Source organism: Sulfitobacter sp., assembly GCF_039977885.1.
Classification (GTDB): Bacteria; Pseudomonadota; Alphaproteobacteria; order Rhodobacterales; family Rhodobacteraceae; genus Sulfitobacter.
This window is the reverse complement of record NZ_JBDWCI010000012.1, coordinates 316,408-330,057: the sequence shown is the minus strand read 5'-3', so window position 1 is coordinate 330,057 and position 13,650 is coordinate 316,408. Positions and strand designations below refer to the sequence as shown.

The 13,650-nt window shown below is 57.8% G+C and carries 11 protein-coding genes; 4 read left to right on the top strand and 7 right to left on the bottom strand.

Annotated features, from left to right (window positions below; genetic code table 11):
- Positions 1 to 24: 24 nt before the first annotated feature.
- From ABJM03_RS09950 to ABJM03_RS09940, 3 genes are all read right to left on the bottom strand, one after another.
- On the bottom strand, positions 25 to 1,380 hold the full coding sequence (locus tag ABJM03_RS09950) for a sodium:proline symporter (RefSeq protein ID WP_348417234.1): 1,356 nt from the start codon (positions 1,378 to 1,380) through the stop codon (positions 25 to 27).
- 95 nt (positions 1,381 to 1,475) lie between these two features.
- Entirely contained in the window at positions 1,476 to 2,591 is a 1,116-nt protein-coding gene (locus ABJM03_RS09945; RefSeq protein ID WP_348417233.1) for a hypothetical protein, read from the bottom strand.
- A gap of 5 nt (positions 2,592 to 2,596) precedes the next feature.
- A complete protein-coding gene (locus tag ABJM03_RS09940) occupies positions 2,597 to 3,376 on the bottom strand; it encodes an SDR family oxidoreductase (RefSeq protein WP_348417232.1) in 780 nt (259 codons plus the stop codon).
- 139 nt (positions 3,377 to 3,515) lie between these two features.
- Here ABJM03_RS09940 and ABJM03_RS09935 point away from each other — a divergent pair, with 139 nt between their 5' ends.
- From ABJM03_RS09935 to ABJM03_RS09920, 4 genes are all read left to right on the top strand, one after another.
- On the top strand, positions 3,516 to 4,526 hold the full coding sequence (locus tag ABJM03_RS09935) for a Hint domain-containing protein (protein WP_348417231.1): 1,011 nt from the start codon (positions 3,516 to 3,518) through the stop codon (positions 4,524 to 4,526).
- 103 nt (positions 4,527 to 4,629) lie between these two features.
- Positions 4,630 to 6,249, top strand: a complete 1,620-nt coding sequence (locus ABJM03_RS09930) for a peptide chain release factor 3 (RefSeq protein WP_348417230.1) — start codon at positions 4,630 to 4,632, stop codon at positions 6,247 to 6,249.
- Positions 6,250 to 6,252: 3 nt separating this feature from the next.
- Positions 6,253 to 7,203 (top strand): glycosyltransferase family 2 protein, encoded by a 951-nt coding sequence (locus tag ABJM03_RS09925; RefSeq protein WP_348417229.1) that lies wholly within the window; start codon positions 6,253 to 6,255, stop codon positions 7,201 to 7,203.
- A 123-nt stretch (positions 7,204 to 7,326) separates the two neighbouring features.
- Positions 7,327 to 8,916 (top strand): DEAD/DEAH box helicase, encoded by a 1,590-nt coding sequence (locus ABJM03_RS09920; protein WP_348417228.1) that lies wholly within the window; start codon positions 7,327 to 7,329, stop codon positions 8,914 to 8,916.
- 85 nt (positions 8,917 to 9,001) lie between these two features.
- Here the strand turns inward: ABJM03_RS09920 and ABJM03_RS09915 are convergent, their stop codons facing one another.
- From ABJM03_RS09915 to nuoN, 4 genes are read right to left on the bottom strand one after another with little or no spacing between them, the layout of a single operon-like run.
- A complete protein-coding gene (locus ABJM03_RS09915) occupies positions 9,002 to 10,669 on the bottom strand; it encodes a ribonuclease J (protein WP_348417227.1) in 1,668 nt (555 codons plus the stop codon).
- The gene (locus ABJM03_RS09910) at positions 10,666 to 11,445 is read right to left on the bottom strand and encodes a type III pantothenate kinase (protein ID WP_348417226.1); all 780 of its coding nucleotides are present in this window, start codon (positions 11,443 to 11,445) and stop codon (positions 10,666 to 10,668) included. The genes ABJM03_RS09915 and ABJM03_RS09910 overlap by 4 nt, the downstream gene beginning before the upstream one ends.
- An 18-nt stretch (positions 11,446 to 11,463) precedes the next feature.
- Positions 11,464 to 12,198 carry a biotin--[acetyl-CoA-carboxylase] ligase gene (locus tag ABJM03_RS09905; protein WP_348417225.1) on the bottom strand — a complete coding sequence of 245 codons (735 nt, stop codon included), beginning with the start codon at positions 12,196 to 12,198 and terminating at the stop codon, positions 11,464 to 11,466.
- 8 nt (positions 12,199 to 12,206) lie between these two features.
- Positions 12,207 to 13,646 (bottom strand): NADH-quinone oxidoreductase subunit NuoN, encoded by a 1,440-nt coding sequence (nuoN, locus tag ABJM03_RS09900; protein WP_348417224.1) that lies wholly within the window; start codon positions 13,644 to 13,646, stop codon positions 12,207 to 12,209.
- Between the last annotated feature and the right edge of the window lie 4 nt (positions 13,647 to 13,650).

The following is a 13,650-nucleotide window of genomic DNA, read 5'->3' as shown; positions in this document are numbered from 1 at the left end:
ATTGTTTCTGTCGGGTTCCAGCTATCAGCGCTGACGCGTCCCCGCAAGCACCGCAGCAAACCCCGCCACAAGAACACAGACACAGATCAACAAAAGCTGTTCGTATTTGTGACCTTCCATCAACCACGGCGATACGATGTCCCAACCGCGCGCGAAATATACAAACGCGCCCAGAATTGCCGAGGCAAATGCCACAATATAGGCCCACGGCGCGATCGTGCGGCCCATCACCAGACCAACAACCAACACCGGCGTCAAAAACATCGAAGCAGTACCGCTAACCGCGACCGCGTCAAACAGCGTCGCATTACCCCACAGCGTCAGCAACGTGCCCGCCAGCATGAAGGCCACCATCACAACGCGCCCCGAGGCAAGCGTGCGGGGCAAACCGCCCTCTTCAACCGCCAGACGCGCCGCCGAAGACAAAGCCGAATCCAGCGTGCTCATGGCGGACACCAGCAGCGAGATCATAAGCAGACCAAAAATCCAGGTGGGGAACATTGCCGCCCATGTGCCGATCAGCTCACCCTCATAGGCGGCCCCGATCAGACCGGCCTGAATACCGAAAAAGCCAAAGCCGATAATGCACAGGGTGCTGATCCAGAAAGCATGCAGGAAAGACGTGCGTGTTGTCGCCTCATCCGCGATGAAACCACGGTCCATCATCACCGGATCATGCGCAGGATAGCTGAATACCTGCAATGCGGCCACGGCCAGCAAAACCCAACCATTGTAGCTGCCTGCAGTGCCCGGCGCCGTCAGCACCGCTGCCACATCAAAACCGGGGCTAAGCACAAGTGCGACCAGCGCAACGATGAACACAACCAGAAACACCGCCATTTGCACCACATCCGTGCGCAGCGCCGCGCTTAGCCCCCCCCAAGCGGAGTAGCCAAGGCCAAGGATCGCAACGATCCAGATCGCAGCCGTCCCGCTTCCCGCGATGACCGCGTTAAAGATCAGGCCTACGACGATGAGGTTTGCAAATACTTCGGACAGCAGGCGTAGCGCGATAACAAAGTTGTAGCACCCCGTGCCCGCGCGCCCGAACCGCACGCTCAGCCAATCCTGCACCGATCCCGCACCCTGCGCCCGCAAGCGCGCCACGATAAAGCCCCCCGTAAGGAAAGACCCGTAATAGGCGGCATAGGCCAGCGTACCCGCAATCCCGTAATAATAGCCAAGAATGGCCGAATTCATCAGGCTGCGGGCAAAAATCCATGTGGTGACCTGACTGAGAACAAGCACCCAAAGCCCCGGCGCACGCCCCTGCGTACCCTGCCCGCCAAAGAAACCCTCAAGGCTCGCGCTGCGCGGCGCGGCCAACAGCGAAGCTGCGACAATAATGGTAAAAGCAGTAATCATTACAATGGGCAGCATGGCTATTCTCTCAATTATCTCGGTGATTTCGGGCTACATGAGCCGTGTGGGTTAAACCATATAAATTACATCAGATAGACAAAATGTGATGGCTGTTACGCGATTAATGCAAAATCAACAGACACCAAATCCCGCCCGTTCACCTGCAGAATAAAGCGGTGCGCACCTTCGCATAGCGAAAAAGTACTGGCTGCGGCCTTGAAAACATGTCGTTTGGAGAGGCTCAGCGCGCCGTTCTCGGGGATCACTGCGGTCTTGATCTTGAACACTTTCTCGGTTGTTTTGCCGGAAGGGCGCAGAAAGGCGATCCTGTAATCCACCAATACAGGCAGTTCTTGCCCGGCTGTTAGCGTTATATCCACCTCTAACGCCTGCCCGATCTTCACCCGCGGATCGGCCAGCGTCACCTGAGCGGTAACAGGCACGTCCCCACGGTACCCCAACGCCGCCATCGCCCCTGCGTGCCCCTGTTTGATCAATGTACGCAACGCATGGCGCGTCATCCAAGCCAGCTCTTTAGGGCTTTGCAGCCCCTGCCCGCGCCACATTGCAAGCCGTGCCAACACCTCATCCGGTGCTGTTTTGCTTAGGTCATTCAAATGGTTCGCCACCGAGCGCGTGACATAGCGGGTAGAATCCGCATGCAGCGCATCCAGCAACGGCAACGTCTGTGCAAAGGTGAGCCCTACGCCGACGGCCCATGGCAAACGCGGGCGCGTTCCCTCGCTTACCAACCGGCGCAGGTGGTAATTGTCATTCTGCGCCCAGACTGCCAGCTCGGCCAAAGTTTCCTCGGGCCAACGAATGAGGAAGGCACGGATGTAGAACTCCATCGTGAACCGCTGGGTCGCCTCATACAACAGCGCCATAGCCCGCGCGCGGTGTTCTTCCAATCCGTGGCGCACCGCAAGAATACCGGGAAGCGCGTGGATGAATTGTCCAAAATCATCATCCGCCCTTGATGGATCAAGGCGGGCGGGCAAGGCGGCCTGCAATTGGTCTGCCATGGTCGGAAAGTCGGTGGCAAGCTGCTCTTCCAGACAATCGGCCATCCACTCCAGCCGCGCCATCAATTCACGCGCGGGAAACCCCGCAAGACAAGCGGCCGCGAAGCGCGGGCCGTCAAAACCCGGCACTGCGGCCGCATACTCACCCGCCAGCTGCCCGACGCTTGTCGCATTGAACAGCTGGTCTTTCAAAAGAACCGGCACCCTGATCACATGGTGAGGTTCGTCGCCCCACCATCAAGCAGAATCGACTGCCCCACGATAAAGCCGGCGTGCTGTGAGCACAGAAAAGCGCAGGCCGCGCCGAATTCATCACGGGTGCCATAGCGCCCTGCGGGGATCGTCGCGGCACGTTCTGCCCGTGCCGTATCAAGCGAGATGTTGCGCGCAGAAACCACAGCACCGTCCAACGCGTCCGCGCGGTCAGTGGCATGAATACCTGGCAACAGGTTGTTGATTGTCACGCCCGAGCCTGCCACCTGCCGCGAGGTGCCCGCGACATAACCGGTCAGCCCTGTCCGCGCCGCATTGCTAAGCCCCAGAACACCAATTGGCGCACGCACAGATTGCGAGGTGATGTTAACCACACGGCCCCAACCACGCTCCATCATCGCGGGGATCAACGCTTTGATCAGCGCGATGGGTGCCAGCATATTGGCATCAAGGGCAGCGATGAAATCATCGCGGTCCCAATCGCTCCACATGCCGGGAGGCGGGCCGCCTGCATTGTTCACCAGAATATCCACGCCCTGCGCCTCTGCGATCACCGCGGCCTGCCCCTCTTGCGTGGCCACATCGGCTGCCACAGTAGTGATATTGACGCCGTAAGTGTCGCGCAGCCGCGCCGCCGAGGCCTCCAGCGCTTCGACACCACGCGCGTTCATCACCAGATCGACACCCGCCGCTGCCAGCGCCTCGGCACAGCCAAGGCCCAAACCTTTGGAAGACGCGCATACCAGCGCCTTTTTGCCTTTGATTCCCAGATCCATCTTGTCTCTCCCTATGATGTTGGAGGAAGTGCTAGCCCACCATGCCTGCCTGCGCCAGCAAAACACCCTCTCATTGACCGCAGCTTGCCATAATTATAGATTACCCAAGCGCAAAATCAGACCTTAAAAGGCTTCTTACATGTCCACAGGCTCTCTTTCTTCTCAGAGTGTTCCGGTCTATCTGGCCGCGCACATCCGCGCGACGGACGGGGCAAATATGGGCGATCTTTTGTCCTTTGCCAGCGAGCTAACACTCGACGATGTGTACGAACTCGACCAAGGCGCAGAACCGGCGCGCCTGTCGCTGACAGCACGGGATGATGAAACATTCGGCATTGGCCAGGACACTAGCATCGGGGACCCCGGTGCCGTGGTGCATCTGGACAGCGCGCTTACGTTCATGTCGCCGGACGGCGGGATCTGCGATGCGGTACTGATGGTCGAAGTCGACGAGGAAGGTGCTGCTGCGCAGATATACCTGCTGCCCTTCACGACGCTTGCCCCCGGAACGGAATACAGGCTGGTAGGCATCGAGCGTGATGAGGCGCACCTCAAATTCGCACAGCTTGCCTGCGTCAGCTTTACCCGCGGCACGCATATCACCATGGCGTCAGGCGCGCAAAAACCTGTCGAGGAGCTGAGCGTGGGCGACCGCGTCCTGACCCGCGATGATGGCGTACAAACCTTGCGTTGGATCGGCACCTCGACCACCCGTGCCGTGGGCGAATTTGCCCCCATCCGCATCAGCGCCGGCACGCTCAACAATACCGCTGACCTGCTGGTGAGCCCTGACCACCGGTTGTTCATCTATCAACGCACAGACGAGCTGGGCGCGGGGCGTGCCGAATTGCTGGTTAAGGCGCGCCATCTGGTCAACGGCGATACAGTCACCGTGGCGCAGGGCGGGTTTGTTGACTATTTCCAACTGCTGTTTGACAGCCACCAGATTATCTATGCCGAAGGCATCGCCGCCGAAAGCATGTTGATCACAAGCAGAACACGCCGCGTGCTGCCTGCGGATCTGTCCGAAAGCCTTGGAACCCACGTAAAAGGCCACTCCGATCTGCCCCATGCGGGCCTCGACGTGAATGAAGGTCTGCTCAAACGTCATGACGCGGCGGATTTACTCAAAAAGGCCTCGCGCCGCTGAGGCTTGCCTCTGAGGCCTGTTAGGGTATGTGTAGCGCCAATTGAAATGGCCTGTGCACGCCCTGCACGACCATGTGGAATATACATCAGGATTGCGCCGCAACATGCTGGATACAAATACAAATCGCCCCGATCTACCGCCAGAAATCGCGCGGCGGCGCACCTTTGCGATCATCAGCCACCCCGATGCGGGCAAGACAACTTTGACCGAAAAGTTCCTGTTGTTCGGCGGCGCAATCCAGATGGCGGGCCAAGTGCGCGCCAAAGGTGAAGCGCGGCGCACGCGTTCGGACTTTATGGCGATGGAGAAAGACCGCGGTATCTCTGTATCCGCCTCGGCCATGTCTTTTGACTTTGAAAACAAGGGCACAAACTTTCGGTTCAATCTGGTGGACACGCCCGGCCACTCGGATTTCTCGGAAGATACCTACCGCACGCTGACGGCTGTGGATGCGGCCGTGATGGTAATCGACGGTGCCAAAGGCGTCGAAAGCCAGACGCAAAAGCTGTTTGAAGTCTGCCGTATGCGCGATCTCCCGATCCTGACATTCTGTAATAAGATGGACCGCGAAAGCCGCGATGTGTTCGAGATCATCGACGAAATCCAGCAAAACCTCGCCATTGATGTAACGCCCGCCTCTTGGCCCATCGGCGTGGGCCGCGATTTTGTCGGCTGCTATGATATCCAGCGCGACCGGCTGGAGCTGATGGACCGCGCGGACCGCAACAAGGTCGCCGAAAGCATCGAAATTGACGGGCTGGATGACCCCAAGCTGGCCGAACATGTGCCTGCGGCCCTGCTCGACAAGCTGCGCGAAGATTTGGAAATGGTGCGTGAGCTGATGCCCCCGCTCGATCCTGCGCTGATGGCCGAAGGGTCGCTGACGCCGATCTGGTTCGGTTCCGCGATCAACAGCTTTGGCGTCAAGGAATTGATGGACGGGATCGCCACCTTCGGGCCAGAGCCTCAAATCCAAAAGGCCCAGCCGCGTGAAATCCTGCCCGAGGAGAAGAAAGTCGCAGGGTTTGTGTTCAAAGTGCAGGCCAATATGGACCCCAAACACCGCGACCGTGTTGCCTTTGTCCGCCTCGCCTCAGGTCACTTTCAACGCGGTATGAAGCTGACCCATGTGCGCACCAAAAAGCCGATGAGCATTACCAATCCGGTGATGTTTCTCGCCTCTGACCGCGAATTAGCCGAGGAAGCATGGGCCGGCGATATCATCGGCATTCCCAACCACGGGCAGCTGCGCATTGGCGATACGCTGACCGAAGGCGAAGCCATCCGCGTCACGGGCATCCCCTCCTTTGCACCCGAGCTGTTGCAAGGCGTGCGCGCGGGCGATCCGTTGAAATCCAAGCACCTTGAAAAAGCCCTGATGCAATTCGCCGAGGAAGGTGCCGCCAAAGTGTTCAAACCCGCCATCGGTTCAGGCTTTGTCGTCGGGGTCGTGGGCCAATTGCAATTCGAGGTCCTCGCCAGCCGGATCGAGCTGGAATACGGTCTGCCCGTACGGTTTGAGCAGTCGCAGTTCACTTCTGCCCGCTGGGTAGCAGGGGACAAGCAAGCCGTGGATAAATTCACCGAAGCCAACAAACAACATATCGCACATGATCACGACGGCGATATTGTCTATCTTACACGGCTGCAGTGGGACATCGACCGCGTTGACCGCGACTATCCGGATGTAAAACTCACCGCGACAAAAGAGATGATGGTCTAGACCATGGTGAAATGGGGTGTCATCGCGACAATCAAGGCCGAGCTGCCTTTGATTTTGCGCTTTGTCTCCCATCACCTCGATCTGGGCGCACATCGTGTCTATGTATATCTCGACACGCCCAACCCGCAAGTACAGCAACTACTGCGTGATCATCCGCGCTGCCGTGTGGTGCGATGCGACGACGGCTATTGGAAGCGCAACGCAGACGGCCGGCCTGACATGCACCAGCCGCGCCAGACTTTCAACGCCACGCGCGCCTACCACCGCGCGCACGAAGTTGATTGGCTTATGCATCTTGATGTAGACGAGTTTCTGGTCAGTAAACCGCTGATCGCAAATCTGCTTGGGACCCTGCCCGACACTGTGCAATGCGCCCGTGCGCGCCCCATGGAGCTGCTTTCGGGCGGCGACCCGCAACTGGACGCCGCATTCAAAACATTTATCCCTGCCGGAAAACAGCGCGAGCGCACGGTTGCCGCCCTCTACCCCACCTTTGGTCAGCACATCAAAGGCGGGTTTTTGAGCCATATCGCAGGCAAGGTTTTTGTACGTACAGGCATCGAGGGGCTGAAGTTCCGCATCCATAATGCCTTTCTAAGAGGCGAAACCAATCCCAATCAGGTTGAGCTGCCCGAATTGCATCTGGCCCATTTCCATGCCGCAGATTGGGAAACATGGCATGCGCATTTCGCCTATCGCCTCCAGAACGGCTCTTATCGCGATGGGCTTGGACCCGCGCGCAGCCGTGAACGCGGCGGGATCAGCATGCATGAGCTGTTCAACATGATCCATGAGGACAGCGGCGAGGCCGGATTACGCGCCTTCTTTGATGAAGTATGCGCCGACACCCCCCAGCTGCGTGACCGGCTCGATGCCCATGGGCACCTGTTTCGCACAGCATTCCCATTTGACACAGCCGTGGCTAAACATTTCCCTGATATCGCAACTATTTGACGCTGACCGCACAAATTGCTATGCGCAAGGCAGATATGTCGCGGCAAGTGCCGCCCTTTGGGCCATTCGGGCCGACGCTACTGCTGCCGCGGGCCAAGACGTGTCCGTAACTAACGGATACACATGACAAAATTTAGCGACCTCAGCTTGAACCCCAAGGTTCTCAAAGCCATCGAAGAAGCAGGCTATACCACGCCCACACCGATTCAGGCGGGTGCCATTCCTCCTGCCCTTGAAGGGCGCGACGTTCTGGGGATTGCCCAGACCGGTACAGGCAAGACCGCCAGCTTCACGCTGCCAATGATTACCATGCTCGCACGGGGCCGTGCCCGCGCCCGTATGCCGCGTTCATTGGTTTTATGCCCGACACGCGAGCTTGCAGCGCAAGTTGCCGAAAACTTTGACACCTATGCAAAATACACCAAGCTGACGAAGGCGCTGCTGATTGGTGGTGTGTCGTTCAAAGAGCAAGACAAATTGATCGACAAAGGCGTGGACGTATTGATCGCCACACCGGGTCGCTTGCTTGACCACCATGAGCGCGGCAAGCTGATCCTGACAGATGTCAAGGTTATGGTGGTGGATGAAGCCGACCGTATGCTCGACATGGGGTTCATTCCCGATATTGAACGTATCTTTGGCCTTACCCCCTTCACGCGCCAGACGCTGTTCTTCTCAGCCACAATGGCTTCCGAGATCGAGCGGATTACCAACACCTTCCTGTCCAACCCCGAGCGGATCGAAATGGCGCGTCAGGCGACAACGTCCGAGAACATCGAACAAGGTGTGGTGATGTTCAAGGCATCGCGCAAGGACCGCGAAGCCACTGAAAAACGCCGCCTCCTACGCACGCTGATCGAGGCGGAGGGCGACAAATGCTCAAACGCGATCATTTTCTGCAACCGGAAGATGGACGTGGATGCAGTGGCAAAGTCACTCAAGAAATACGGCTATGACGCGGCGCCGATCCACGGCGATCTGGACCAGAGCCAACGCACAAAAACCCTCGACGGTTTCCGCGGTGGCGAATTGCGTTTCCTCGTCGCCTCCGACGTGGCCGCGCGTGGGCTGGATGTGCCGACGGTAAGCCACGTGTTCAACTTTGACGTGCCCAGCCATGCCGAAGACTATGTGCACCGGATCGGCCGAACAGGCCGCGCAGGTCGGGATGGCAAGGCGATCATGATCTGCTCGCCGCGCGACGAGAAAAACTTTGAAGACGTGGAACGCCTTGTCCAAAAGGAAATCCCGCGCATCGAAAATCCGATCGCAGCCAAAGCACCGAGTGCATCAAAGGCAAAACCGACTGACAACGAGGCCGCGAGCACTGAAAAGCCCAAGCGTACCCGCTCTCGCAGCCGGAGCAAATCCACCGAAGCGCCAAGCACAGCCGCGGAAGAGACAACCACAGCACCGGTAAAGACGCCGCCCCGCTCCAACAGCCGCGCAATGGCTAAACCCGAGACAGAGGCCGCGCCGAAAACCAAAACCGCCGCAGCCCCGGTGGCGGAAACCAAACCCGCACCAAAGTCGGAAACCGCCAGCTCGTCTAAATCGGACAGCAGCCGCAGCAGTCGATCACGCTCCAACAGCAGCCGCAGCAAGGGCGACCGCCGCGACGACAACCGTGGCGGTGGAAACCGTGTGGTTGGCCTTGGCGATCATACCCCCGCCTTTATCGAGCTAAGCTTTGCGGACCGTCCCAAAGACTAAGCCGTTTTACCACCAAATAGAAAAAGCCCCGCAGGATCATTCCTGCGGGGCTTTTTTTGTTTCAATCTACGGGTCGTGCACTGCCTTAGCTTAGGCGGCTCACTACAACAGTCACTTCGGGCTTTTTGCCGATCTCGTTCTGAGCCGATTGGCGCGCGACCTTACGCAGGCCGTCATCCAGTGCTTTGTCGTCCCGCAGGGTTTTGGCACCTGCCCGACCCAGCCACTGGCCCAGATCATGCTCAACAACATCCGTCAAAGAAGACTTGCTGATGCCCATATCCGGCAGACCCATTGTGTCGACCCAAGGCTCGCCCAAAGGCTCATCCTGTTCGTCCATGAGCACAGTTACGGTCATATGACCGTTCAGCGCCATACGGATCCGGTCACGGACAACACCATCCAACGCGCCAACCTGAACCGAACCGTCGATATACGTGCGGCCGGTTTCGACGTATTCCGCAACTGTGGGCGCATTGCCCGACAAATCGATCATCATGCCGTTCACCGCCATCACGCCGGTGTAGCCTTTGCCATTCGCGATCTTTACATGTTCGCGCAGATGCCGGTGTTCGCCGTGCATCGGAATGACGACCTGTGGTTTAATCAGATCATGCAGTGTTTCGATGTCAGGGCGGTTCGCGTGGCCCGACACGTGGTATTTTCCGGAACTGTCGTCAATCACGTCAACGCCCATTTCCGAGAACTGGTTCATGATGTGAATCACGCCTTTTTCATTGCCCGGAATGGTCTTGGACGAAAAGAGGAACATATCGCCCTCTTTCATGGTCAGGCCCATGTATTTGCCACGCGCCAATTGCGCCGATGCCGCACGGCGCTCGCCCTGAGAACCGGTCACCAACAGCAGCAGGTTCTCGCGCGGCACATCACGTGCTTGCTCCGGGCTGATTGTAGGTGGGAAGTCCTTCAGAACGCCCGCCTCAATCGACGCTTCGACCATACGCTTCATCGCACGGCCCAACAGCACAACAGAGCGCCCCGCCTTTTGCCCTGCAACAGCAAGGGTTTTCACCCGTGCCACGTTCGACGCAAAAGTGGTCGCCACAACCATGCCCTGCGCACCCGAGACCAGCTCGGTAATCGCGTCAGGCAATGTCGCTTCGGAACGGCCAGCATCAGGGCTGAATACGTTGGTACTGTCACAGACGAGCGCTTTGATCCCGTCCTTTGCAATCTCTTCAAAGGCTTCCGGATCAAAAGGTTCACCCACACCCGGTGTCAGATCAACTTTGAAGTCGCCCGAATGTACGATGCGCCCAACGGGCGTGTCGATGATCAAGGCAGAGCTTTCAGGGATGGAGTGGGAAATCGGTTGGAAGCCCACCTTGAACGGTCCTGCATCCACCTGATGCGGGAAGGTTCCCACAATGGTGACCGCATCGTCAGGGTGGTTGTATTCCGACATCTTGCGCTTGGTGATATTGGCCGTGAATTTACGGGCAAAAATCGGGGCCTGCAGACGGCCGTAGGTATGGGCGATCCCGCCTACGTGGTCCTCATGTGCGTGGGTTACAAACACCGCCTCGATACGGTCCTTGCGCTGCACCAGCCAATCAATATCGGCAATAATCAGGTCCACACCAGGGGATGTGTCCATATCCGGAAAGGCCACGCCGATGTCCACGACAATCAAACGTTCCTTGTTTGGCTCACCATACCCATAGACATAGGCGTTCATGCCAATTTCACCCGCCCCGCCAAGGGGAAGGTAGATTAATCTCTCGTTGCTCATTCGCTCGCAAATTCCTTGTTATACTTATGTATCACGGTCAGCCCGTGCATCGTCAGATCATCTTGATATTCGTCAAACAGGGCTTCAGCCTGTTGAAACAGCGGTGCAAGCCCGCCCGTAGAGATCACGCGCATCTCGCGCCCGCGCTCCGTCTTTATCCGCGCACATATCTCACGCACGAGCCCAATGTAACCCCAGAAGACACCCGACTGCATACAAGCTACTGTGTTCGTGCCCACAACATCCGCCGGTTGGGTAATATCAATGTGCGGCAACGCGGCGGCGGCATTGTGAAGTGCCTCAAGACTCAGGTTCACACCCGGTGCAATTACCCCGCCTACATAGGCCCCGTCCTCGGCCACGACATCAAAGGTGGTCGCCGTTCCGAAGTCGACCACAATCAGGTCGCCGCCATATAGGTCAAACCCCGCAACGGTGTTCACCAAACGGTCCGGCCCTACTGCGGTGCCCGCATCCACACGCACATCCACAGGCAACGCGCATTCCGGTTTGCCCACAACCAACGGCCGGGTATTAAAATAGCGATCTGCCATGACCCGCAGATTCCACACCACGCGCGGCACCGTCGAGGAGATAATCATGTCCGTAATGCTGGCTTCGATCTTTTGGAGCGACATTAACGTGCTGAGCCAGACATAATACTGATCCGCTGTGCGCTGCCATTCTGTGGACGTGCGCCAGGTTGCCACAAATTCGGCCCCGTCCCAGATCGAAAAGACCGTATTGGTATTCCCGCAATCGATTGCCAAGAGCATCGCGCGCCCTCCTATCTTTTAAAAATAGACGTCAGCCGCTGTGATCGCGACGGGACCTTTGGGCGTCCGCAGCACCAGATTTCCGGCCGTATCCACATCCTCAAAAACGCCTACTGTCTCGTCGCGCATAGTGCGCGCTGTGACAACCTCACCTATGCGGGCCGCATGGGCAAGCCACGCACTGCGTACCGGCGCAAAACCGTAAGTGTTAAATTGAACTTCCCAATAGTCATAGGCCAAGGCCAGCGCATCCAGAAACGCCTCTGGCGGCACATTGACACCCAAAGCCCCGGCAAGGCTTACGGGCGTGACCGCCCCGGCTTCGATCTGTGCGGGGTTTGGTGCATGGACCAAATTGACACCGATACCGATCACCAGATGCGGTCCCACGGCTTCCAACAAAATCCCTGCAACCTTACCGCCAAACAACAGCACATCATTCGGCCACTTCAACGCAAAGGCATCGGCCATACCTGTCACAGCAACAAATGCATCTCTAAGGGCAAGGCTTGCCACAAAGCTGCGCAAAGCAGCATCTGCTGCTGTTCCCTTTCGGTGCATGATGAGGGTGCCGGCAAAATTGCCGCGCGGCGTGGACCATGTCCGCCCTCGCCTGCCCCTTGCGGCTGTCTGCTCTATGGCGAGTATCCACGTCGGCCCTGTTAATGTCGGGGCTATACGCGCGGCCTCTGACAAGGTCGAATCCAACGTGTCAAAGACCTGCCGCGCATATCCTTGCGGCCAGCCACCCACAGCAGATGCTATTGAACTAGCGTGGCCGCCGCAGATGCCGCCGCCCCTTCAATACCGAACATGTTGACGATAGCGACAAGCATGATCACAGCCGAAGCAACCAGGAACGCGCCCAGAACACCACCACGGTTCTTGTCCAACGCCTCACCTTGGTCGCTACCAAAGTACATGAAGAACACGATCCGCAGATAGTAGTAAGCGCCGATTACCGAAGCAATCACACCTGCGATTGCCAGCCAAGCCAACCCACCTTCAAAGGCAGCCCGCAGAACGTAGAGCTTACCAAAGAAGCCGAGGAACGGCGGTACACCTGCAAGGCTGAACATCAGGGCCAGCACCGCCAGCGCACGACCGGGGTGGGATTTGGAATACATATTCAACGCTCTGATGTCCGTGACCGGTGCACCGTCTTTTTCCATCAGCAAGATGAAGGCAAACACACCGATGTTCATGGTCACGTAAATTGCCATGTAGATCAGCAAGGCCTGCACGCCAAATACCGTGCCAGCCGCCAGGCCCATCAGCGCATAGCCCATGTGGGCAATGGAGGAAAAGGCCATCAAGCGTTTGATATTGGTTTGGCCAATCGCAGCAATAGAACCCAGAAACATCGACAGCAATGACAACAACGCGATGATCTGGCTCCAGTCGCTGACTGCATTGCCGAAGGCGTCATGCAGCACACGGGCAAACAGCGCCATCGCAGCGACCTTTGGGGCTGTCGCAAAGAAGGCGGTAACCGGCGTTGGAGAGCCCTCATACACGTCGGGTGTCCACATATGGAAAGGGACAGCCGATACTTTAAACGCCATGCCCGAAATCAGGAACACGATCCCGAAGAGCAAGCCAACAGAGGTCTGTCCGCCCTCAGCCGTTGTGATGATGCCAGAGAACAGCGTGGTGCCTGAATAGCCGTAAACCAGGGATGCACCGTAGAGAAGCAAACCCGAGGACAATGCGCCGAGTACAAAATACTTCAGGCCCGCTTCGGTTGATTTCACACTGTCACGGCGCAAGGAGGCCACAACATAAAGCGCCAGCGACTGCAGCTCCAGCCCCATATACAGCGCCATCAAATCACCGGCGCTGACCATCACCATCATACCGACCGCGCTAAGCGCTACCAGAATAGGATATTCGAACCGCAGCAAATCCCGTGTTCTCATATAGCCTTCTGACATGATCAAGACACAGGCAGCCGAGACAAGAATGGCGACTTTTGCAAACCGGGCAAAGCCGTCATTGATGAACATGCCATTGAAAGCTTCGTGCGTCGTGCTTCCGCTACCCGCGACCAGCACAGCAACTACAAGCAGCACCGCCGTTGTCGCCCAAAGCAGCGGCCGCGCGATGGCGTCCTTTCCGCAATAGGCACCTGCCATAAGGCCGGCAATCGCAAAGAGCGCCAGAATAATCTCGGGCAGGATCTGAAGGATATCGTTACTCATGTCT

Coding starts and splice junctions, on each gene's coding strand:
- ABJM03_RS09935 (WP_348417231.1), top strand. CDS start 3,516: ATGTCCACAGGCTCTCTTTCTTCTCAGAGTGTTCCGGTCTATCTGGCC.
- ABJM03_RS09940 (WP_348417232.1), bottom strand. CDS start 3,376: ATGGATCTGGGAATCAAAGGCAAAAAGGCGCTGGTATGCGCGTCTTCC.
- nuoN (WP_348417224.1), bottom strand. CDS start 13,646: ATGAGTAACGATATCCTTCAGATCCTGCCCGAGATTATTCTGGCGCTC.
- ABJM03_RS09950 (WP_348417234.1), bottom strand. CDS start 1,380: ATGCTGCCCATTGTAATGATTACTGCTTTTACCATTATTGTCGCAGCT.
- ABJM03_RS09925 (WP_348417229.1), top strand. CDS start 6,253: ATGGTGAAATGGGGTGTCATCGCGACAATCAAGGCCGAGCTGCCTTTG.
- ABJM03_RS09915 (WP_348417227.1), bottom strand. CDS start 10,669: ATGAGCAACGAGAGATTAATCTACCTTCCCCTTGGCGGGGCGGGTGAA.
- ABJM03_RS09920 (WP_348417228.1), top strand. CDS start 7,327: ATGACAAAATTTAGCGACCTCAGCTTGAACCCCAAGGTTCTCAAAGCC.
- ABJM03_RS09930 (WP_348417230.1), top strand. CDS start 4,630: ATGCTGGATACAAATACAAATCGCCCCGATCTACCGCCAGAAATCGCG.
- ABJM03_RS09910 (WP_348417226.1), bottom strand. CDS start 11,445: ATGCTCTTGGCAATCGATTGCGGGAATACCAATACGGTCTTTTCGATC.